Origin of the sequence: Streptomyces sp. NPDC006476, assembly GCF_040612015.1 — a bacterium.
In the GTDB taxonomy this organism is placed as follows: domain Bacteria; phylum Actinomycetota; class Actinomycetes; order Streptomycetales; family Streptomycetaceae; genus Streptomyces; species Streptomyces griseorubiginosus_B.
Genome location: NZ_JBEXPK010000009.1, coordinates 61,154 through 81,613, shown reverse-complemented (window position 1 = coordinate 81,613; position 20,460 = coordinate 61,154). Strand labels below are relative to the sequence as shown.

Sequence of the window (20,460 nt, the reverse complement as noted above, 5' to 3'; positions counted from 1 at the left end):
ATGGGCCAGCCAGTACCGATAGCCGAGCCCTCCACGGCGAGGGCCCTGCGGGACCGGCTCACGATCCCGGTGCTGGCGTTCGGCGGCATCCTCATGGCCGTCATGCAGACGGTGGTCGTACCGCTGCTGCCGGACCTTCCCCGCCTCACCCACTCCTCGGTGGGCGCGGTCTCCTGGACGGTCACGGCCACCCTGCTGGCCGGAGCCGTTCTCACCCCGGTCCTCGGCCGCGCCGGCGACATGTACGGCAAGCGCAGGGTGCTGACGGCGGCGCTCGGCCTGATGACGGTCGGCTCGGTGATGTGCGCCCTGTCCTCCGACATCGCCGTGCTGATCACGGCCCGTGCCCTGCAAGGCGCCGCCGCCTCCGTCGTGCCGCTGTCGATCAGCATCCTGCGCGACGAACTTCCCCCCGAGCGCCGGGGCTCCGCGGTGGCCCTGATGAGCTCCACCGTCGGCATCGGCGCCGCCCTGGGCCTGCCGCTGGCCGCGCTGGTCGTGCAGTACGCCGACTGGCACACCATGTTCTGGCTGACCAGTGCCCTGGGCGCGCTCGGCGTGACGGCGGTGTGGTGGGCGGTCAGGGAGTCGCCGGTGCGCGAGCCGGGCCGGTTCGACGTGACGGGCGCCCTGGGTCTGGCGGCGGGGCTGGTGTGTCTGCTGCTCGGGGTCTCCCAGGGCGGTGAGTGGGGCTGGGGGAGCGCACGGGTCGTGGGCCTGTTCGCCGGCTCCGTCGTCGTCATGGCGCTGTGGTGGTGGCAGCAGTTGCGCGCCGAACGGCCGCTGGTCGACCTGCGGCTGGTCTCCCGGCCCCGGGTGGGTCTGTCCCATGTGGCGGCCCTGTTCACCGGATTCGCCTTCTACGCCAACTCCCTGGTGACCGCCCAGCTGGTCCAGGCGCCCAAGGCCACCGGATACGGCCTCGGGCTCTCGATCGTGCAGACCGGTCTGTGCCTGCTGCCCGGCGGTGTCACCATGCTGCTGTTCTCGCCCGTCTCGGCCCGTATCTCCGCGGCGCGCGGCCCGCGGATCACGCTCGCGCTCGGAGCGGCGGTCATCGCCTGCGGCTATGTGGTGCGCATCGCCGACAGCCGCGACCTGTGGATGATCATCCTGGGCGCGACGGTCGTGTCCATCGGCACCACCCTCGCCTACTCGGCCCTGCCCACCCTGATCCTGCGCGCCGTCCCGGCCGAGCAGACCGCCTCCGCCAACGGCGTCAACGTCCTGATGCGCACCATCGGCCAGGCCACCTCCAGCGCCGCGGTCGCCGCCGTCCTGGTGCACCACACCAGCCCGGTCGGCGGGCTGCCGGTGCCGACTCTGCACGGCTATCTGATGGCGTTCGCGATGGCGGGCGCGATCGCGCTGGCCGCCGCCGCGACGGCGCTGACCATCCCGGGCGACTCCGCCGACGGCGGGACACGCCGGGCCCGCGGCCGCACCCGGGGCTCACGGGACGAGGCACTGGAGGGAGCATGAGTGCCGTGAGCACTCCCCCCACCGCCTCCGCTCCCGCCCGCCGCGACGCCGAGGCCACCAAGGCGGCCATCCTCAAGGCCGCCCGCCATCTGCTGGCCCGGCACGCCCACGCCGACATCACGCTGAAGGCGGTCGCCGAACGCGCCGGTGTCAGCCCGCCGTTGATCCTGAAGTACTTCGGCAACAAGGATGCCCTGTTCGCCCGGGTGATGTCCTTCGAGGCCGACGCGGACGCCCTGCTGGACGCCCCGCTGGAGGACCTGGGCCGGCACATGGTCCGGCTGGTCCTGTTCGGCCAGTCCCGGCAGGGCGCCGACCCGCTGCTGCGGATCGTCTTCGCGCCCCTGCACGGCGAACAGGGCGACATCCTGCGCGCCAACTTCCGCACCCAGGTCACCGAGCGCCTCACCGTCCGCCTCACCGGCCGCGACGCGGGCCTGCGCGCCGAACTCGCCGTCGCCGCCCTGCTCGGCCTCGGCGTGATCTACGGCATCGCCCGTGGCACCCACGTCCGGGCGGCGGACCTGGACGACGTGGTCGCCCGGTACGCCCCCGTGGTACAGCAGCACCTCACGCCAGGAACCCCGCCGTCGCGGCCGTGAACGCCTGCGGATCGTCGAGCCACGGGAAGTGCCCGGCGCCGGACACCTCGACGAACTCGGCCTTCGGGAAGAGGCCGGCGAGCTCGGAGACGGCGGGGGAGGGCGAGTTGAGGTCGACCTGCCCGGCCAGGACGAGCGTCGGTGCGGTGCACCCGGCGAGGGCAGTGCGCGTGGCGTCCGGGTCGAAGGCGCCGTCCGCGGCGAAGACGGACGCCGCCTGTTGGTTCTTCTGGGCGGCCCCGGCAGCGTGGTGGGCGCGTGCCGTCTCGTCCCAACGGCCGTACAGGAAGGGCGCGATGGCGTCCCAGCTGTCGGCCGACGCGCGTCCGGACGTGATGTCCCGCAGGGCGGCGAAGGCGACCGGGAACCACGGCTCGTCCTGCCTGAGCTGGGCGGTGCGGCGCCGGATCTCCGGCGGGACCGTGATGCCGACGGCCGACATGCTGGGCGTCACCAGCACCAGCCTGGCGACGTGGTCCGGGTGCCGGGTGGCGTACAGCAGGGCCGGGTTGGTGCCGGCGGAGTGGCCGAGGAGGTCCACGGTGTCGAGGCCGAGGTGCTCGCGCAGGGCCTCCACGTCGTCGACCAGACGGTCGCAGCGGTAGGTGGCCGGGTCCTCGGGCACGGCCGACTCACCGGTGCCGCGGAAGTCCAGCAGCACCAGTCGGCGGTGCGCGGACAGGCCGCCGAGGTCGCCCAGATAGGCGGACGCCTGCATCGGGCCGCCCGGCAGACAGATCAGCGGCGGCCCCTCCCCGCGGACGTGGTAGGCGAGTTGGGTCCCGTCGGGCGAGGTGAAGGCAGGCATGATCGGCAGCCTCGCAGTGGCGCCCGCCGGGGGCAACCGGTTAACGCAGCAGCCGGTCGAGGAAGGGGTTGCCGAAGACGCGGTGCGGGTCGAGCCGGTCGAGGATCCCGGCCGCCTGACCCCATACGGACTCGCCGAACGAGGCGGGCACGGCCGTGTCCAGTACCTCCGCGTCGCTCCAGACGGCCTCGTCCGTGTAGGCCCAGCCCTTGGACCACTCCACCCGGGTCAGCGCGTGCTCCCCGTCGTAGGTGCGCAGCAGGAACCGCTCCAACTCCCGCAGGAACGCCTCCGCGTACGGCGTGCCGGGTAGCGTCAGCACGTCCAGCCATACGGCCGTGTCCCACTCCGGATGAGCGGCGCTCTGCCGCAGCGCTGACAGCAACGGGGCCCGGGCGCCGACGAGTTCGGCGTCAGCAGGGTCGTCCAGGCCGGTGATCCGGATCTCCACCGAGCCGTTGACGGGGAAGCGGCCCGCGGCAGCGTAAGCGGTCAGCCGCTCGCGGTAGTAGGAGGTGAACTCGCTGACCACGCGCTGCACTTGGTCCCGGGTGGTGAGCACCGCGTACCCGTTGGCGGTCACCCGTAGGGTCGTGGGCCGGATGTAGAGCAGCGTGTTCTTCGACGGCCCCCAGATGTCGGCCGACAGCGTCGCCGTGAGTCCGGCAGCGGCCACGGTGTACTGCGCGGTGCCCAGCTCCGGGGCCAGATACCAGGCCGCGTCCGCGGTCATGCGCCCCACGAGGTCGCCGACCACGGTCGGGACGTTGTCGGAGAAGGGGTAGTTGTACGGCGATGTCACGTGCCGCGAGGTCAGCGGCCGGGTCGGTGCCACGCTCCACACCTTGAACCAGGGGAACTCCGTGAAGGCGAACCAGATCGCCTCCACCCGCCCCGCCCGCTCGAGGAAGCTCGCGAGCGTACGTCCGTCGGACCCGGGCGCCGCGAACAGTTCCGCGGCGGGGATGTCCGTACGGCTCAGGCACCGCAGGTTCACATTGGCACCCACCCGCAGCACGACCTCGGTCACCAGAGAGCGGCCGAGATGCGTGAGCAGGGCGGCGCAATCCGCCTCGTCGCGGTGGTATGTGCGCAAGCCGTACGCTCCCGCGCCCTCGTCCCACACGACCGCCGTCAGCGACAGCACCAGATTGCTGAGCGAGCCGTACGTGTGCCCCGGCAGCGGGCTCTCGCCCTGCGCCGGTACGGCCGTACCGTGCGCGTCGACGGCCAGGGCGCCGCCGAGCGTGAGGTCGCCGGGAGCGGGGGCGGCGGTGACACCGAGCCCCCGGTGTTCGAGGTAGGTGAGCAGGGCCTCCAGGGTGACTCCGGTGCCGGCCCGGACGGCGGTGGGGGAGTCGAGGGACAGGCCGGTCAGATGCGGGGCGGTGTCGAGGAGGAGGACCTTCGCGTCCGAGGGGGTCCCCGCGGTGATCGTCAGCGGTGACCAGCCGTGCGCGGAACCCCGGGCGCGGACCGTCCAGCCGTGCCGCCAGGCCCAGTTGACGACCTCCGGCACCTGCTCGGGGCCGGTCGGCGCGCAGGCCCACAGTCCGTCGGCGGTGATCTCGCCGACCCAGTTGCGGTACGCCGAGCGGTACAGGTCGACGTCCTCGGGGAAGTCCGGCAGCTCCTCGGCCGCGACCGCGGGATCGGCCGCGATCAGGACGGGAACGGCGGCCAGCGCGGCGGCCGACAGCAGAAAGCCGCGGCGGCTCCAGGACGGGTCGTCGGCGACGTCGGACGGGTGGTTGCTCACTGAACGATCTGTCACGGGGCCACGCTAGGCGGCGGTTGACACGAGTCGACCCGCTGTCGCTGCGTGTCACCCGTGTGAGTGAATGATCTCCACATGCTGCACCGGAGCGGCCCGTTCCGCGCACCGGTGTCACGGATGACAGACTGACGGCATGGACGAGCGCACTTTCGGTAGGTCGAATCAGCACGCATCCGTCGTCGGCCTCGGGACCTGGCAGCTGGGCGCCGACTGGGGAGACGTCGACGACAAGGAAGCCCTCGCGGTGCTGGAGGCGGCGGCCGAATCGGGGGTGACCTTCTTCGACACCGCCGACGTCTACGGCGACGGGCGCAGCGAGCAGACCATCGCCGCCTTCCTCGCCGGCCGGCCGGACCTGCATGTGCTGGTCGCCACCAAGATGGGCCGTCGGGTCGAGCAGCTCCCGGAGAACTACGTCCTCGACAACTTCCGCGCCTGGAACGACCGTTCGCGGCGCAACCTGGGCGTCGACCGCATCGACCTGGTCCAGCTGCACTGCCCGCCCACGCCCGTCTACTCCACCGACGAGGTCTTCGACGCCCTCGACACCCTGGTCGAGGAGGAGCGGATCGCCGCGTACGGGGTGAGCGTGGAGACCTGCGCCGAGGCGCTGACCGCGATCGCCCGGCCGGGTGTGGCGAGCGTGCAGATCATCCTCAACCCGTTCCGCATGAAGCCGCTGCGCGAGGTGCTGCCGGCCGCGCGGGAGGCCGGCGTCGGCATCATCGCCCGCGTCCCGCTGGCCTCCGGGCTTCTGTCGGGCAAGTACACCAAGGACACCGTCTTCCCCGCCAACGACCACCGCACCTACAACCGGCACGGCGAGTCCTTCGACGTCGGCGAGACCTTCTCCGGCGTCGACTACACGACCGGCGTCGAGGCGGCCGCCGAGTTCTCCGCCCTGGTGCCCGAGGGGTACACCCCGGCCCAGCTCGCCCTGCGCTGGATCGTCCAGCAGCCGGGCGTCACCACCGTCATCCCCGGCGCCCGCTCGCCCGAGCAGGCCCGCGCCAACGCGGCCGCGGCGAAGCTGCCGGAGCTGCCCGAGCAGACGCTCGGCGCGATCCGCGACCTCTACGACCGCCGGATCAAGGACCGGGTCGAGGCCCGCTGGTAGAGCCCGGGGAACCGGTCAGGGCTCCAGGAGCAGCTGCCACTCCTGCTCCTGGTCGCCGGAGACCGAGCCCTGGTCCTGGGCCGTGAAGGCGTGGGTGAGCGACTCGCGCGCCAGCGCCACCGCATCCGGGGCGCCCTGCACGGTCACCGTCACCGCCCCGGACAGATGGCCCGAGCCGCCCGTCGCGGGCTCGGTCGGCCGGTCCGCGGGATCGTGTTCGAACCGCGCCGTGTGGACCGTGACGTCCTCGTCCGCGGGTGGTTCCTCCTTCGCCTGCCCGAAGGCGGGCTCCAGGACCCGCACGACCGCACGCGCGTCAGCGGCGGTGGCTCCGCTGAGGGTGACCGTGAGCTCGGTACCGGACATGGGCGTCGGATCCCTCCGCTGGTCGTCGTACACCATGGCCTCCGTGTAACCGTCCCGTGATCGCCCAAACAGCGGCGGTTCGTCCCGGCGACGATCAATCGCGCACTTTGCGGGAACACGGAAGACGACGGTGTCCGGGGCGAACACACGCCGGGAGGAACAGTGCCGGCCATGGAGAACGAGCCAGGTGTCAACGAGTGGGGGCGGCACGAGACCGACGAGGAGAGGGCCGACCGCAAGTGGGGTGAGCTGATCCAGGAGGTCAGGGTCGCCCAGACCGGGGTGCAGATCCTGTTCGGATTCCTGCTGACCGTCGTGTTCCAGCAGAAGTACGCCTCGCTGGAGGAGACCGACAAGACCATCTACATCGTGACCGTGGTGCTGGGCGCCGCCGCGACCGGGGCGCTGATCGGGCCGGTCTCCCTGCACCGCCTGGTCTCCGGACAGCGGGTCAAGGCCGAGGCCGTCGAGTGGGCCTCCCGGATGACCTTCGTCGGCCTGCTCCTGCTGCTGGCCACGATGACCTCCTCCCTGCTGCTGATCCTGCGGGTGGCCACCCACAACGAGGCTGTGCCGTGGATCGTCACCGGAGTGGTCGCGTGGTACGCCCTGTGCTGGTTCGTGGTCCCGATGTGGACCCGGCGCCGTCATACGACGAAGTGAGGGCGAGCGCGTCGAGCTGCCGGTCGTGAAGGCGCGAGAGGACCAGCACCGAGACGGTGGCGCCGATCAGCGCGCAGAACATGTCCCACTGGGTGTCCCACACATCGCCCTGGGTGGCCAGGAAGGCGTCCGCGGAATGCCCGCCGACCACCGCGGCCAGCCACTCCAGCATCTCGAAGACGGCACTGAAGGCGAGGCACGCGCACACGGTCAGCGGCGCCAGCCAGCGGCTGCCCCGCAGCGGGGAGGTGCGGCAGAGCAGCTCTCGTACCAGCACCGCCGGGACGAAGCCCTGCATGAGGTGCCCGAAGCGGTCGTACGGATTGCGGGCCAGCCCGAAGGTGTCCCGTACCCAGTCGCCGAGCGGCACCTGCGCGTACGTGTAGTGGCCGCCCACCGCGAGGACCAGGGCGTGCGCGGCCAGCAGACAGCACAGCAGGTTCGTCAGCGGGAAGCGCCGCCAGGCGAGCACGACGAGCGGCAGCCCGACGAGCACCCACACCGTCTCCAGGAACCAGGTCCCGCGCTCCCGCGCGCCCCAGGCCGAAAGGGCCATGCCCACGACCACGACGGCGGCGGCCACGGCGGGCAGAGGCCGGCGGGGGAGGGCGGAGTGCACAACAGCGGTCATGGGGGCTCCTCTTGGTCAGGAGCCCCCATGCTGGCCGAGCGGGCGGGCGGCGGCATGAGTACGGCTACTCAGCGCCGACCGGGTAGTGGGACCGCTCAGCCCTTCGCGCCGCGCAGCGCCGTCAGGCAGCCGGTGATGGCCTGCTGGAGCTCCTCCAGGCGCTGGACCATGTCGTCCTCGACGAAGTCCTGGACGTCGTCGAAGGTGAGCTCCTCGAAGGCCTTCGTGGCCTTCTGCAGGCTGCTGTAGAACTTCGTGCGCCGTTCCTGGACGCGCAGTTCGGGATCGGCCTCCACGGCCTCGGCGACCAGGGACTTCAGGGTGTCGTAGGCCTCGGTGGCCCAGTCGCCGGTGTCCTCGTCGTCCTCCAGCTCGTCGATGAGCGACAGATGCCGCTCAGCCTCCTGGCGCAGGTCGGCCGGGGCGTCGATGGTCTGCCCGGCGGGCGTCCTGACCTGGCCGGACTCGGCGATCTGGCGCACGTAACCGATCCGGTCGGCCGACCTGCTCTCGCTGGCGACGGCCTTCTTCAGATCGTCCGTGCGGACCACGTCCCGCGCCAACTCGGCCTGCAGCTCCGGGTCTTCGCGCACCCGGTCGAGCAGTGCCTGCCGGGCCGCCCGGGCGGTGGAGGGGTCGGCGAGGATCGCGGCGCGCAGGGCGGTGGGGTTCTCGGCGACCTCCAGCGCCTTGGTGGGCCGGATGCCCTCGGCCTCGGCGGCCTCGGCGATGGCGGTGCCGCGCTCGGAGGTGGCGCTGTTACGGGAGACGTAGTAGCTCAGCCACACGTCGGCGTCCGGCAGTTCCACCTCCTGGCCCGGCGCGAGCGCCTCGAAGTGCGGCACCATGCCGTCGTCGGCGGCCCGGTCCCAGGCCTTGTAGTAGCGCATCACGCGCTCCGGGGAGCAGCCCGCCAGTTCCGCGAACTCCTTCGCGGACACCTTCGCCGTCTCCTCCGCGCCCTGACCGCCGGGCCGTACGCTGCGCGCCACCATCAGGCCGAAGGCCCATCCACCGGTCCGCGCATAGACTCCGAACTCGCGCGCGTCCCGCGCCACGAGGTCGGACAGGGGCGCGGGGGACGGCTCGGACGTCTCGGCAGGGTCGATCGCCAGTGTCACCGATGACTCTCCTGTGCAAAGCTGGTCGGACTGCGGAAGTGCAGACCGGCAGCCTATATGCACCCGTTGACGTCGCTTTGTGAGGCGTCGGTGGTGGCGCGCGCCGCGTCAGCCGAACGCGTCCCGCAGCGCGGGCAGCAGTGTCTTCTCCGCCCAGTCCAGATAGGCCGGCTGCGACTCGCCGCCGATCTGCACCAGCGCGATCTCCCCGAACCCGGCCTCGGCATACGGCCGTACGGCCTCGACGAAGTCCTCCGGGTCGTCCCCGCACGGGATCGACTCGGCGACGTCGTCCGGAGTCACGAACTGCGTCGCGGCCTCGAACGCGTCCGGGTGCGGGAGCTCGGAGTTGACCTTCCAGCCGCTGCCGAACCAGCGGAACTGGGAGTGCGCGCGCTTGATCGCGGTGTCCCGGTCGGGGTCGTAGCAGACGGGCAGCTGACCCACCCGCGGTTTGCCCTCGCCGCCGTGCCGGTCGAACGACTCCAGCAGCCCGGCCTTGGGTTCGGTGGCGATCACCAGGTCGGCGAGGCGGCCCGCCAGCGCGCAGGACTGCTCGCCGGAGACGGCGATACCGATCGGCGGCGGCTCGTCCGGCAGATCCCACAGCCGGGCCGACTCCACGTCGAAGTGCGTGCCGCGGTGGTTGACATGGCCGCCCTCGAACAGCGCCCGGATGATCTCGACGGCCTCCTCCAGCATCTCGTGGCGCACGTCGACCGACGGCCAGCCGCCGCCCACCACATGCTCGTTGAGGTTCTCGCCGGCGCCGAGCCCGAGCCGGAAGCGGCCCTCGGACAGCAACTGCAGCGTCGCCGCCTTCTGCGCCACGATCGCCGGGTGGTAGCGGACGGTCGGACAGGTCACGTAGGTCATCAGCGGAATGCGCGAGGTCGCCTGGGCCGCCGCGCCCAGGACGCTCCAGGCGTACGGCGAGTGCCCCTGCGAGCGCAGCCACGGAAAGTAGTGGTCCGAGGTCACCGAGAAGTCGTAACCGGCCTGCTCGGCCCGCACCACGTGGTCGACCAGTTCACGAGGGCCGGCCTGCTCGGTCATCATCGTGTATCCGATTCGTACCATGACGCCCGAGTCCCCTGCACCGGCGACGGAAAACGGCCTCTCGATCCGGCGCGGCCCACCAGGCAGGATGCCCTCATGAGCCCCAGCCCGCTGCCGTCCAGTCCCCCTGCCGACCAAGGCGTCGACGCGACCGGTGTCCACGCCTTCCTCGACGCCCTCGAAGCCGACCCCGAGATCGAGCCGCACAGCCTGATGATCCTGCGGCACGGCCGCCTGGTGGCCGCCGGCTGGTGGGCACCGTACACACCCGAGCGCCCGCACCTGCTGTACTCCCTCAGCAAGAGCTTCACCGCGACGGCCGCCGGGATCGCCGCCGGCGAGGGCCTGCTGAACTTCGACGACCCCGTCATCTCCTACTTCCCGGAGTTCGAGGCCGACATCACCGACCCGCGCAGCCGAGCGATGCTGGTGCGGCACGTGGCGTCCATGGCCAGTGGGCACGAGGACGAGACCTTCGAGCGGGCGTTCGCCATCGACCCCGGCGAAGTGGTGCGGGGCTTCCTGCTGGTGCCGCCCGAGCGCAACCCCGGGACCGTGTTCGCCTACAACCAGCCCGCGACGTACACACTGGCGGCGATCGTGCAGCGCGTCACGGGGCAGCCGCTGACCGCGTACCTCCGTCCGCGTCTGCTGGACCCGCTCGGCATCGGTGAGGTGGCCTGGCTGGACGACCGCAACGGCCGGGAACTGGGCTTCAGCGGGCTGCACGCCACCACCGACGCCATCGCCCGGCTCGGCCTGCTGTATCTGCGGGACGGGGTGTGGGAGGGCGAGCGGCTGCTGCCCGAGGGCTGGGTGGCCGAAGCCACGCGCCCGCACATCGACAACGGCGACGGTACGGCGGAGGGCGCGCTGTCGGACTGGCAGCAGGGCTACGGCTTCCAGTTCTGGATGTCCCGGCACGGATATCGCGGCGACGGCGCCTACGGGCAGTTCTGCCTCGTGCTGCCCGAGCACGACGCCGTGATCGCGACGACCGCGGCGACCGAGCGGATGCAGCAGGTCCTCGATCTCGTCTGGGAGCACCTGCTGCCGGCCTTCGGACCGGAGCCGCTGTCCGGCAGGGAGCACGAGGACACGGCCCTGCGGGAGCGCCTGGCCCGGCTCTCCCTGCCTCCGGTCACGGGGAAGCCGGCACCGCCCGAGCGTGCGGGGGAATGGTCCGGTGCCGCGTTCACCCCGCTCGGCGGTGTCTGCGCCGAGCAGCCGAAGCTGGGCTCGGTCACGGTGACCGCCGCCGACGGCGGCTGGGAGCTGCGGCTCACCGAGGACGGCCACCCCCTCGACCTGCGCCTGGGGAACGGCTGGACCGTCACCGACGGGCCGCTGCCCACCGCGGTCAGCGGCGGCTGGAGCGACGCCGGCATCCTCGCCGTGGACATCGTGTTCCTGGAGACACCGCACCGCCTGACCGTGACGTGCACCCTTTCGGACCACACGTTCACGGCCCACTGGCACACCACCCCGCTGCACCACCCGCCCCTGCGCGCGCTGCGGGCGCCGCGGCCGTCAGCCTGACGACGGACTGAAGGTCCGCAGGAAGGTCGCCAGCGCCTGCTGGTTGGCGGAGGTGTCCCACTCGGCGTTCGGAGTCGTCCACCGCAGCGAGAACCCGCGGCCGCCGCCCAGCAGGAAGCCGCGCCCGAAGGTGCGCACCCGGGTGCCGTCGACGGTGGAGCGCCACTCCATGTCGGCGGCCTTGTGGCCCTGGTAGGTCGTCGCCTTGATCTCGCCGATCCGCTGGTAGCCGACCTCCTTCTGCAGCTCCGGCTCGACGTCGTCGCGCCACACGGCGACCGGGTCGGGGCCCAGGACGGTGCTGTAGGTGATCGCCAGGGTGCGCGGATCCCCGCTCGCGCCGAAGGTCACGCGGTACGACAGGTCGCCCACGCGGTGGGTGTCCACCCGCTTCCAGCCCTTGGGGAGGTCGATGGAGAAGCCCTCGGGCGCGGAGTAGCGGACGAACGCCGGCGGCAGGGCCGAGGCCGACGGCGATGCCGAGGGAGAGGGCGAGATCACCGACGGGGACGTGGACGGGGTCGCGGAAGGCGAGGGAGCGGTCGTGCCGTCGGTGCGGCTCTCAGGGACGGAGAGGGAGGGGGAGGGCCGGGGCGCGCTCTCGGACGAGGAGGTGCCGAGGCCGGGCAGCCGGTGGGTGACGGCGAGCGCGGCGACCGCCACGGTGACCACGGCCAGGGCGGTGCCGGCGGCCATGGCCCGCCTGCCCCACGGCGGGGCCGCGTGCCAGGCGGCGGTGTAGTTGCCGCGCAGCCGGGGCCGGGGCGCGCTCTCCGCGAGCGTGTCCGGATCCTCGGTCAGGACCCGCTGGAGGGCCTCGCGGACCACCGGACGGGTCAGCCGTTCCCGGGAGTTCTTGCGCAGCAGGCCCAGCACGGTCTGGGTGAGCGGGCCCGCGTGCACCGGCGTGCGCAGCGGCAGGCGGTCCACGCCCTTCAGCGTGGCCTCGGGCCGGTCCCGGTCCCGGAACGGCGGGCGGCCCTCGACCATGGTGTACAGGATCGCGCCGAGCGCCCAGAGGTCCGCCGCGGGCCCGATCCGCTCGTCCCGGGCCTGTTCGGGGGAGGCGTACGACGGCGCGGTCAGCCGGGGCGCCAGGGTGGCGCCGGCCAGGCCGAAGCCCGTGACCACGACCGAACCCCGGTCCCGCACGAACACCTGCCCGGGGCTGAGCTCGCCGTGGGTGATGCCCTGGCCGTGCGCCGCCTCCAGCACGTCCAGCAGCTCCAGGCCGATGCGGGCCGCCCGCACATAGTTGAACGTGCCTTCCTGGGCGAGGAGTTCGCCGAGCGGCGTGCCGTCGATCCAGTCGGTCACGATCCACAGGGTGCCGTTCTCTTCCACGGCGTCGACGACGGTCGCCACCGCGCCGGGGCACAGCAGTCCCATCGTCTCGGACATACGGATGATGCGGGCGGTGGTGCGCAGCGCGGAATCGTTGTCAGGGTCCGCCGGGAAGTCGATCTGGGTGAGCAGATAAGGACGCTGGGCGGCGCCGTCGGCGGCCTTGCCGTACCAGCAGACCCGGTTCGCCTCGCGGTGGACGACGTCGACGAGCCGATACCTTCCGGCAACCAACTCGTGTGTGAAGACATGCGCCTTGACCATGGTCATCCCTCGCTGAACCCCTGGCTCTCACCTTTCACAAGAGGTACGAGAAGTGCGCCGGTGCGTGTTCAATGCATCCTCAACTCACCGGCGTGCGCCCCTATTTGTTCACGCGCTGTTGGGGGAATTCCGGAAGTTCCCTACGCCTGACCCCAATTCAGGGCGGCATATGTTCCCGCCGGTAACTCCCCCTCGGCGCGGAACTCAGTGCTGCTGGGCCTTCTGTGGCGTCGCCTCGCTCGGCCGTACGATCACACAGCCGTCTCCCTGCAGCATCAGCTGGACCGCCTCGCCCGAGCCGCCGCGCAGCATCGAGCCGATGGACTGCGAACGGTGCAAGGAGGTCTGCAGACCGGCCGTCCAGCCGACCACCGCGTCCGTGTCGACGTACACCGGGTACTGCGGAGAGACCGGGATGACCAGCGGGTTGCCCTCGCACACCAGGCCCAGCCTGCCCTGCCCGGTGAAGACGCTGTTGAACAGGCCGCCACCGGCTATGCCCGCGCCCTTGACGGTCGCGATCCGGTACGACAGGGAGGCGTCGAAGCACAGGACGTTGCGGCCGTTGACGGTGAACTCGTCGCCGGGGTCCACGTCCACGATGAAGCAGTTCTGCGCCTCGTGCGCGAACCACGCCTCACCCTGCCCGCGCACCGACATCAGCGGCAGTCCCTCACCGGTGACCGCGCGCTTGAGCATGCCGCCGACGCCCTGGCCCTTGCGCTCGAACTGGAGGTTGCCGCGGTAGGCGATCATCGCGCCCTGACGGGCGAGCATCTCGCCGTTGACCGCGTACTTGATGCACTTGGCGTTCTCGACCGACATACCCGCCTGGGTCGCCGGCTGGACCATGTGCTCGCTGGAAAAGAGGGAACCCTTCATGCGGGCATCCTGTCCCGGAGCGATTCATTCCGCCAAGATCACGACCGTCACGGTTTTCCGGTGGTCAGGCCCCGAAGAGCTGTGTCCAGTACGTCCCCTTGGGGCCGCCACCGGCGAACCCGACGCCGATGTGGGTGAAATCGGGCTTGAGGATGTTGGCGCGGTGGCCCGGGCTGTTCATCCAGCCGTCCACGACCTCGGCGGGGGAACGCTGACCGCACGCTATGTTCTCGCCGATCGTCCGGCGGGTGGAGCCCGCGGAGGCCGCCCGGTCCCAGGGCTGACGTCCCTCCGGAGAGGTGTGGGAGTAGAAGGCACGGGCCACCATGTCGGCGCTGTGCGCCTGCGCCGCTGAGGTCAGGACGGGATCGACGGCCAGGGGAGGCAGGCCTGTCCGGGCGCGCTCGCGGTTGGTGAGTTCGACGACCTGCGTTGCCGTGCGTGTCAGGTCGCTGGGCGTGAAGGGCCTCGCCCACACGGCGGTCCAGAAGGTGTCGCCGGAGCGGGCGTGTTCGACGCTCGCGTGGGTGAAGGCCGGGTCGAGCAGGGTGCGGCGGGACTGTTCGTCGCCCAGCACTAGTCGATGAACTCGGAGGCGGTGCGCGGGCCGGAGACCAGGTGCTCGCCGACCGTGATGTACGCGTATCCGGCCGCCGTCACTCGCTGGTACAGCGAGACGCCGTCAGGCCCCTCGACTCCGAGCCGCCCCGCGGCGGCCATGGCGGCGGTGTGGGCGTGCGCGGCGGTGGCGAGGCGGGGATCAGGGGAGACGGGCGGGCAACCGGCCGCGGTGCGGGCGGAGTTGACGAGGGTGAGCCAGCCGTCGGGGGCGGGGGAGGAGCGGGGTGATGGGAAGGGGGCTGACGGCGTGGCGCGCGTGGGGGAGGGCGGCGGTACGGAGGCGACGGGCGGCGCCGCGGTCGTCCCGTCGTCGGTCACGTCGACCCCGAAGTCCCGTGCGATCCCGGCGAGTCCGTCCGCGTACCCCTGCCCCAGGGCGCGCAGCTTCCAGCCGCCGCCCCGCCGGTAGAGCTCCGCGAGCAGCAGCACCGTCTCCTGGCGGGGCGGGGGCGGGGTGAAGCGGGCCAGGGGGCGGGCTCCGGGGCCGCCCAGGTGGAGGGTGGGTGCCGGGAGCCGGCCCAGGGGGGTGCCGGGGTCGGCCGGGCTGACCACTACCGTGACGCGGGTGGCTCCGGCGCGCAGCCTCGCCGGGTCGACGGTGAGCGTGTCGCCGTCGAGGCGGGCGCCGGGAGCGGAGGGCTGGTTGTAGAACACGAAGTCGGCGTCGCCGTGGACTCTGCCGCCGTCGTCCGTGATGAGCGCGGAGACGTCGAAGGGGCCGGGGACCCGGACGGTCACTGCGCCGCCCGGGAGGGGCATGTTGCCCCCGGGGACCAATTCGCTCATGTCACCGCCCCGGTGTCGTCGTCCTCGGCCCCGAAGGAGGGGCTCATCGGGGCAACGCCCACCGGGACGGGAGGGTTCCCCGCCGGGCGGTCACTGCCGGGCGAGCCCCGGGACGGCGTCCTGCTGGCGTTCCAGGACCGCCGCACCCCGCCGCACCTTGGCCGGCTTGCCGCAGAACGCCGACTCCAGGGTGCCCAGCATCGTGTTGTGCACGGCGCCGTTGTTGGAGGTGTTGACCAGGGCCGTGAGAGTGCGCCGGCCGTCCTTGGTGGCGAAGGCGTACGTGTAGTAGCCCTGGACGGCGCCCGTGTGGCCGTACACCGAGACGCCGCAGGACAGGTCGCGGCGGCGCAGGCCGAGGCCGTACGCCTGGGTGCTGTCGACCGGGAGCATGTGCTCCATCTGACGCAGCTGGGCGGCCGAGGTGAGACGGCCGCGGAGCAGAGCCGACAGGAAGGCGTCGAGGTCGCGGGTGCTGGAGATGAGCGCGCCCGCGCTCTGCGCCCAGGAGACGGTCTGCTCGGTCGCGTCCACCAGGGGCGCGCCCGCCGTGTCCGGGGTGAGATAACCGTTCGTGTGTCTGCCGGGGATGGTCGTGCCGGGGTGCGCGTAGAACGTGTCGCGCAGCTGAAGCGGCTTGATGATGCGGTTCTCGTACTCGGTGCGCACGGAGTGACCGGTCAGCTTCTCGATGAGCATCCCCGCGACGACGAAGTTGGTGTTGGAGTACGCGTACGCGGTCCCCGGCGCGTTGGTGCGGGCGTGCCGCAGTGAGCGGTCCACGAGCTGGCGGTAGCTGAAGACCTTGGTGCGCACGGCCTCGAAGCCGGAGACCGACTTCGCGAACATGTCGTTGGTGTAGTCGTACAGGCCGCTGCGGTGGCCCAGCACCTGCCGTACCGTGATGCGGCGGTCGGGCAGCAGGCCCGGCAGATAACGGTCGACCGGGGCGTCCAGCTCCAGCTTCTTCTCGTCGGCCAGTTGGAGCAGCACGACCGCCGAGAAGACCTTGGTGACGCTGCCGATACGGAACCGGTCCGCGTTGCTGATGGCCCGTCCGCTCCGCCGGTCGGCGACGCCGACGGCGAGTTGCCGGACCGTGCCGTCGTCGTCGATCCGCGCGATCGCGCCGGGCGCGCCCTGTCTCAGCGCGGTACGCAGGGCCGTGTCGACACCCGTGACGTCGGGGCGCGCGGGCGTGGCGGCGTGCGCGGGCGCCGTGAGCAGGCAGAGCGCGACCGCGCCCAGGGCCGTGGCCCTGGATGCGAGATGAGTCACATTCACGTGGGGCAACCTTCTTCCGTCCCGTCACATCTCCACCACTGGCACACAGTTGGTGACTCCTCGATCACCGAGTGATGGGGATTGGCAAAGTATTGCCCTGCTTTGCACGGAATCCCATGATTTGGGCTTTACATGGACATGACTCGTCCATAAGGGTTTCGAACTGGGGCCCGACCAGCCCCCATGGCGGACAACCAGGCCATGCGTCAGGGCGGTTGGCGAAAGCGGCCGCTCTGGAAGGAAGGAACCCTTATCAGTGCGTAGACCGCACATACGCAGCGTGGCGGTCGCCGTCGCCGTGACGACTGCCGCCACGGGCCTTGCGGGCACCGCCTTCGCGGGCCCGGACACGGGGACAGCCCATGCTGCAGCCGCCACGACCTCGGCCGCGTCCGTGGTGTCGGCGGCCCGCGCCGCCGCCTTCGCCCACGCCGCCGCGACCGGCGTCTCCCAGGGCGACGAACTGCACGCCCAGGACGTCATGATCGACCCCGAGGGAGCGCGGCACGTCCGGTTCACCCGGACCCACCGGGGCATGACGGTCCTCGGCGGCGACCTCGTCGTTCACCTGAACCGGCAGCTGTCGTACACCGGGGTCACCCGGGCCGCCGACCACACCGTCAGGCCCGCCGCGGCCAGTGCCGCCAAGCTCTCGGCCGACGAGGCCGAGCGGAAGGCCGCGTCGGTGGCCAAGGGCGACGCCGGCACCGCCCGCCTCGTCGTGGACGCCCGCGACGGCGCGTCCGCCCTCGCCTACCAGGTCACGGTCACCGACAGCGGCACCACCGAGGGTGCCGGGGCCCGGACCGTCGTCATCGACGCCGTCACCGGCAAGGTGCGCAGCAACACGCCGAACAACGACGAGTTCCTCTCGCCCGAGCTGCTCGACACCCTGCGCGAGCGCGGTGAGATCGCCGACCCCGCCACCGGCATCGGCGCGCGGAGCGCCTCGCTCGCCTCCGTGGCGGCCTCGTCGTCCGCGGCGGCCGCCGTGCACTACCCGCGCACGGCCAAGGGCACCGGCAAGTCCCTCTTCGTCGGCCCGGTCCCGCTGACCACGACGCAGACGGCGATCAGGACGTTCGTGCTGAAGGACCCGACGCGGTACGGCACCGAGACCCGGGACGCCAAGGGCAGCTACACGGAGAGCTTCGCCCGCGGCAAGCAGATCACCACCAGCAACGACGTCTTCGGCAACGGCGCCACGTCCAGCCGCAACAGCGCCGCCGCGGACGCCCAGTACGGCATCACCAAGACGCTGGACTTCTACAAGAAGACCTTCGGCCGCAAGGGCATCGCGAACAACAGCAAGCCCGCCAAGGGCATGGTCCACTGGGGCAGCAAGGTGGCCAACGCCTTCTGGGACTCCGACTGCGGCTGCATGCTGTACGGCGACGGTGACGGCGACATGTTCAAGAAGCCGCTCGTCGTGCTGGACGTCACGGGGCACGAGCTGACCCACGGCGTGGTGGACGCCACCGCCAAGCTGGAGCCCACCCGGGTCGACGCGGACGGCAACCAGTACGGCGAGCCCGGCTCGCTGAACGAGTCCCTGGCGGACATCTTCGGCTCGAACGTCGAGTTCTTCACCAACAACCCGAAGGACGCGCCGGACTACCTCATCGGCGAGAAGCTGGGCCTCGCGCAGAAGTTCCTGCGCCGCCTCGACCACCCCTCCCTCGACCGGCTCGAGGGCACGGTGGACTACTGGCAGCCCGAGGTGTACGACGCGGAGGTGCACGCCGGCTCCGGCGTCTCCTCGCACGCGTACTACCTGCTCGCCGAGGGCAGTGGCCAGAAGACGATCGGCGGCGTCAGGTACGACTCGCCGACCTACGACGGCTCGACCGTCAAGGGCATCGGCCGCGCCAAGGCCACGGCGATCTTCTACCGTGCGCTGACCCGCTACATGGTCTCCACCACCGACTTCCACGACGCGCGTGTCGCGACGCTGAAGGCGGCCAAGGACCTCTACGGGGCGACCGGCGTCGAGTACCGGACGGTGGACCAGGCCTGGGCCGCCGTCAACGTCAGCCAGGCCAACACGCCGGCCGACCGGCACTGACGCCGACGCCGGAGGTGCTCAGACCCACTGCCTCTCCACTTCCTGCGACACCGTGAACCCGGCGTCGCAGGAGGGGCAGTGGGCTCTGCCGAAGACGTACGTCAGCGCGTGCGCGACCTCGTGCTGCCCTGCCGCCACGGCCTCGCGGTGCAGGCGCGCGCCGATGCCGTCGAGGCGGTCCGGGGCAATGGGTGTCAGCTCCGCCCGCCCTTCCGTGTCCTCCGCGCCCGGCCCCGTCACGTAGTCGCCGGCCACGGAGAAGTAGCCGTAGGAACCGAAGGCGACGAACAGGTCGTCCTCGCACTCCGGGCACTGAAGCTCGTACTCCTCGTTGACCACGCCCTCCAGTGCCTCCGCCCACACACCGGCGTCCTCGAAGGCCAGGACGGCCATCTGCAGGTACACGAAGTCACCGGTCCCCGGGGTGGCGAGCAACGCGCGTGCCACCCCCAGCAGTTCGGCGATCTGGGGGGCGTACCGCTCCCGGCGCTCGGGGTCCGGGTCCGTGGTGATCAGGCCGGCCATGAGCACCGCCTGTATCGGTTCGCCCGGGGCCCTCCCGAGAGCGATGTCCGCCAGCACCGGCATGGCCGCCCAACTCGCCTCGTACACCGACCCCTGATGGCACAGTGCGGACCACAGATCCGTCCACACTCTGTCGTCCTCCGGCCCGCCGAGCTGCGCGAACAGTCCGGGGATGTCCTCGGCGCTGCCGTAGGCGTGGGTCAGCTCGCCCCAATTGATCGTCGTCATGCGGCGATTGTGCCCGCCGGGTCTGACAGTGGGGCCACAGACGAATCCTGCTTCTTTTATTGACGGCGGAAAAGAAGCCCTCTAGTTTCCCGGTCATGCGCCCGACCCCTCGTGTCGAGACGTTCCCGGCGAACACGCCGGCCGCCTCGCAGATCTTCACCACGGTCCTGTCCCATGGGCCGCTCACCCGGCTGGAGGTGGCCCGGCGGGCGGGGCTGTCGCCGGCCGCCGTCACCAAGGCGGTCAAGCCCCTGATCGAGGCCGGGTACTTGGTGGAGGACGCGGCGGACGAGGACAGGCCGACGCTCGGCCGGCCCGCCAACCCGGTGCGGGTCGACGGTGGACGGGCGTTGTTCCTCGGGGTCAAGGTGACCGGCGGCGAGATCATCGCCGTCCTCACCGACCTGTGCTGCCGTGTCCGTGCCGACCGCCGTCTGCCGCTGGCCGACCGCGACACCAGGTCCGTGCTCGCCGACATCGCACGTCTCGTCGACGAACTGCTGCTGTCCGCCGACGAGTTGGGCTCAACCGTGCAGGGCCTCGGGATCGCCGTCTCCGGTGATGTGGACCGTGCCGAGGGCGTCGTACGCTACTCGCCGTTCCTGGAGTGGCGGGACGTCCCGCTCGCCGAACTCGCCGCCATGACCTGCGGGTTGCCGGTCACCGTCGACAACGACGTACGGGCCCTGACCGTGGCCGAGCAGTGGTTCGGCGAGGGCGTGGGCCTGTCCGACTTCGCCGTGGTGACCGTCGGCGCCGGAATCGGCTGCGGTCTGGTGGTGCACGGACGGGTCGTCTCCGGCGCGCACGGCGTGGCCGGCGAGATCGGCCATGTCACCGTCGACCCGGCCGGACCGGCCTGCCACTGCGGGAACCGCGGCTGCGTGGAGGCGATCGCGGGGGAGGCCGCGATCGTCCGCCAGGTCCGCGCCGCCACCGGCCGGCAGGTCGCCGACGCCACCGAGGCCGTCGCGCTCGCCCACCGCGACGTGCCGGGCGTGCGGGAGGTGTACGCGCGGGCCGGTGAGGCCATCGGCCGGGGCATCGCCACCGTCGCCAACCTCCTCGGCCCCGAACGCTTGATCATCTCCGGCGAGGGCCTCGCCGCCCACGATCTCTTCGCCGAGCAGATCCGCGACGCCTTCACCGCCGCGGCCTTCGGCTCCGCCGCCCAGTGCGACGTACTCACCCGTCCGCTGCCCTTCGAGGAATGGGCCCGCGGAGCCGCCGCCACCGCCATTCAGTCCTTCATCTCCTTAGATCACCCGCAGCCGAGCCGCTGATCCGACTCCCCCT

17 protein-coding genes and 1 pseudogene are annotated in these 20,460 nt (G+C 71.7%); 7 read left to right on the top strand and 11 right to left on the bottom strand.

The window, feature by feature from the left end:
- On the top strand, positions 1-1,482 hold the full coding sequence (locus ABZZ74_RS12400; protein WP_356763901.1) for an MFS transporter: 1,482 nt from the start codon (positions 1-3) through the stop codon (positions 1,480-1,482).
- Positions 1,479-2,084 (top strand): TetR family transcriptional regulator, encoded by a 606-nt coding sequence (locus tag ABZZ74_RS12395; protein WP_356763899.1) that lies wholly within the window; start codon positions 1,479-1,481, stop codon positions 2,082-2,084. The genes ABZZ74_RS12400 and ABZZ74_RS12395 overlap by 4 nt, the downstream gene beginning before the upstream one ends.
- On the opposite strand, the gene ABZZ74_RS12390 is transcribed toward ABZZ74_RS12395, so the two are convergent.
- Positions 2,053-2,892 carry an alpha/beta hydrolase gene (locus tag ABZZ74_RS12390; RefSeq protein ID WP_356763897.1) on the bottom strand — a complete coding sequence of 280 codons (840 nt, stop codon included), beginning with the start codon at positions 2,890-2,892 and terminating at the stop codon, positions 2,053-2,055. The two genes, ABZZ74_RS12395 and ABZZ74_RS12390, sit on opposite strands and share 32 nt — an antisense overlap.
- Before the next feature lie 40 nt (positions 2,893-2,932).
- A complete protein-coding gene (locus ABZZ74_RS12385) occupies positions 2,933-4,666 on the bottom strand; it encodes a cholesterol oxidase substrate-binding domain-containing protein (RefSeq protein ID WP_356763895.1) in 1,734 nt (577 codons plus the stop codon).
- Positions 4,667-4,802: 136 nt separating this feature from the next.
- On the opposite strand from ABZZ74_RS12385, the gene ABZZ74_RS12380 reads away from it, so the two are divergent.
- Complete coding sequence (locus ABZZ74_RS12380) at positions 4,803-5,786, top strand: aldo/keto reductase (protein ID WP_356763893.1); 984 nt, start codon at positions 4,803-4,805, stop codon at positions 5,784-5,786.
- A gap of 15 nt (positions 5,787-5,801) precedes the next feature.
- Here ABZZ74_RS12380 and ABZZ74_RS12375 read toward each other — a convergent pair whose 3' ends face one another.
- On the bottom strand, positions 5,802-6,152 hold the full coding sequence (locus ABZZ74_RS12375) for a hypothetical protein (protein ID WP_356763891.1): 351 nt from the start codon (positions 6,150-6,152) through the stop codon (positions 5,802-5,804).
- A gap of 171 nt (positions 6,153-6,323) precedes the next feature.
- Between ABZZ74_RS12375 and ABZZ74_RS12370 the strand changes: the two genes are divergently transcribed.
- Positions 6,324-6,815 (top strand): DUF6328 family protein, encoded by a 492-nt coding sequence (locus ABZZ74_RS12370; protein WP_356763889.1) that lies wholly within the window; start codon positions 6,324-6,326, stop codon positions 6,813-6,815.
- On the opposite strand, the gene ABZZ74_RS12365 is transcribed toward ABZZ74_RS12370, so the two are convergent.
- The 3 genes from ABZZ74_RS12365 to ABZZ74_RS12355 form a co-directional block, all read right to left on the bottom strand.
- Positions 6,736-7,446, bottom strand: coding sequence for a DUF2238 domain-containing protein (locus tag ABZZ74_RS12365; protein ID WP_356763887.1), 711 nt, complete (start codon positions 7,444-7,446; stop codon positions 6,736-6,738). The genes ABZZ74_RS12370 and ABZZ74_RS12365 overlap by 80 nt on opposite strands.
- 95 nt (positions 7,447-7,541) lie before the next feature.
- Entirely contained in the window at positions 7,542-8,567 is a 1,026-nt protein-coding gene (locus ABZZ74_RS12360) for a hypothetical protein (protein ID WP_356763885.1), read from the bottom strand.
- A 108-nt stretch (positions 8,568-8,675) separates the two neighbouring features.
- Positions 8,676-9,647 carry an LLM class F420-dependent oxidoreductase gene (locus tag ABZZ74_RS12355; protein ID WP_356763883.1) on the bottom strand — a complete coding sequence of 324 codons (972 nt, stop codon included), beginning with the start codon at positions 9,645-9,647 and terminating at the stop codon, positions 8,676-8,678.
- A gap of 75 nt (positions 9,648-9,722) precedes the next feature.
- Here ABZZ74_RS12355 and ABZZ74_RS12350 point away from each other — a divergent pair, with 75 nt between their 5' ends.
- Positions 9,723-11,165 carry a serine hydrolase domain-containing protein gene (locus tag ABZZ74_RS12350; protein ID WP_356763881.1) on the top strand — a complete coding sequence of 481 codons (1,443 nt, stop codon included), beginning with the start codon at positions 9,723-9,725 and terminating at the stop codon, positions 11,163-11,165.
- On the opposite strand, the gene ABZZ74_RS12345 is transcribed toward ABZZ74_RS12350, so the two are convergent.
- From ABZZ74_RS12345 to ABZZ74_RS12330, 4 genes and pseudogenes are all read right to left on the bottom strand, one after another.
- Complete coding sequence (locus tag ABZZ74_RS12345; protein ID WP_356763879.1) at positions 11,157-12,779, bottom strand: serine/threonine-protein kinase; 1,623 nt, start codon at positions 12,777-12,779, stop codon at positions 11,157-11,159. The two genes, ABZZ74_RS12350 and ABZZ74_RS12345, sit on opposite strands and share 9 nt — an antisense overlap.
- A gap of 198 nt (positions 12,780-12,977) precedes the next feature.
- The gene (locus ABZZ74_RS12340; protein WP_356763877.1) at positions 12,978-13,655 is read right to left on the bottom strand and encodes an AIM24 family protein; all 678 of its coding nucleotides are present in this window, start codon (positions 13,653-13,655) and stop codon (positions 12,978-12,980) included.
- Positions 13,656-13,719: 64 nt separating this feature from the next.
- Positions 13,720-15,062, bottom strand: a pseudogene (locus tag ABZZ74_RS12335) (CAP domain-containing protein).
- Positions 15,063-15,152: 90 nt separating this feature from the next.
- Positions 15,153-16,355: a serine hydrolase domain-containing protein gene (locus ABZZ74_RS12330; protein ID WP_356763875.1), complete on the bottom strand. Its 1,203-nt coding sequence runs from the start codon at positions 16,353-16,355 to the stop codon at positions 15,153-15,155.
- Positions 16,356-16,602: 247 nt separating this feature from the next.
- On the opposite strand from ABZZ74_RS12330, the gene ABZZ74_RS12325 reads away from it, so the two are divergent.
- Positions 16,603-18,411, top strand: coding sequence for a M4 family metallopeptidase (locus ABZZ74_RS12325; RefSeq protein WP_356763873.1), 1,809 nt, complete (start codon positions 16,603-16,605; stop codon positions 18,409-18,411).
- 18 nt (positions 18,412-18,429) lie between these two features.
- Here the strand turns inward: ABZZ74_RS12325 and ABZZ74_RS12320 are convergent, their stop codons facing one another.
- Positions 18,430-19,164 carry a hypothetical protein gene (locus tag ABZZ74_RS12320; RefSeq protein ID WP_356763871.1) on the bottom strand — a complete coding sequence of 245 codons (735 nt, stop codon included), beginning with the start codon at positions 19,162-19,164 and terminating at the stop codon, positions 18,430-18,432.
- Positions 19,165-19,259: 95 nt separating this feature from the next.
- Between ABZZ74_RS12320 and ABZZ74_RS12315 the strand changes: the two genes are divergently transcribed.
- Entirely contained in the window at positions 19,260-20,447 is a 1,188-nt protein-coding gene (locus ABZZ74_RS12315) for an ROK family transcriptional regulator (protein WP_356763869.1), read from the top strand.
- Positions 20,448-20,460 lie beyond the last annotated feature (13 nt).

What these genes read in the sequence shown, in the direction of transcription:
- ABZZ74_RS12400 (WP_356763901.1), top strand. Translation starts at nt 1, where the DNA reads ATGGGCCAGCCAGTACCGATAGCCGAGCCCTCCACGGCGAGGGCCCTG.
- ABZZ74_RS12375 (WP_356763891.1), bottom strand. Translation starts at nt 6,152, where the DNA reads ATGTCCGGTACCGAGCTCACGGTCACCCTCAGCGGAGCCACCGCCGCT.
- ABZZ74_RS12345 (WP_356763879.1), bottom strand. Translation starts at nt 12,779, where the DNA reads ATGACCATGGTCAAGGCGCATGTCTTCACACACGAGTTGGTTGCCGGA.
- ABZZ74_RS12395 (WP_356763899.1), top strand. Translation starts at nt 1,479, where the DNA reads ATGAGTGCCGTGAGCACTCCCCCCACCGCCTCCGCTCCCGCCCGCCGC.
- ABZZ74_RS12370 (WP_356763889.1), top strand. Translation starts at nt 6,324, where the DNA reads ATGGAGAACGAGCCAGGTGTCAACGAGTGGGGGCGGCACGAGACCGAC.
- ABZZ74_RS12340 (WP_356763877.1), bottom strand. Translation starts at nt 13,655, where the DNA reads ATGAAGGGTTCCCTCTTTTCCAGCGAGCACATGGTCCAGCCGGCGACC.
- ABZZ74_RS12350 (WP_356763881.1), top strand. Translation starts at nt 9,723, where the DNA reads ATGAGCCCCAGCCCGCTGCCGTCCAGTCCCCCTGCCGACCAAGGCGTC.
- ABZZ74_RS12365 (WP_356763887.1), bottom strand. Translation starts at nt 7,446, where the DNA reads ATGACCGCTGTTGTGCACTCCGCCCTCCCCCGCCGGCCTCTGCCCGCC.
- ABZZ74_RS12390 (WP_356763897.1), bottom strand. Translation starts at nt 2,892, where the DNA reads ATGCCTGCCTTCACCTCGCCCGACGGGACCCAACTCGCCTACCACGTC.
- ABZZ74_RS12315 (WP_356763869.1), top strand. Translation starts at nt 19,260, where the DNA reads ATGCGCCCGACCCCTCGTGTCGAGACGTTCCCGGCGAACACGCCGGCC.
- ABZZ74_RS12320 (WP_356763871.1), bottom strand. Translation starts at nt 19,164, where the DNA reads ATGACGACGATCAATTGGGGCGAGCTGACCCACGCCTACGGCAGCGCC.
- ABZZ74_RS12380 (WP_356763893.1), top strand. Translation starts at nt 4,803, where the DNA reads ATGGACGAGCGCACTTTCGGTAGGTCGAATCAGCACGCATCCGTCGTC.
- ABZZ74_RS12355 (WP_356763883.1), bottom strand. Translation starts at nt 9,647, where the DNA reads ATGGTACGAATCGGATACACGATGATGACCGAGCAGGCCGGCCCTCGT.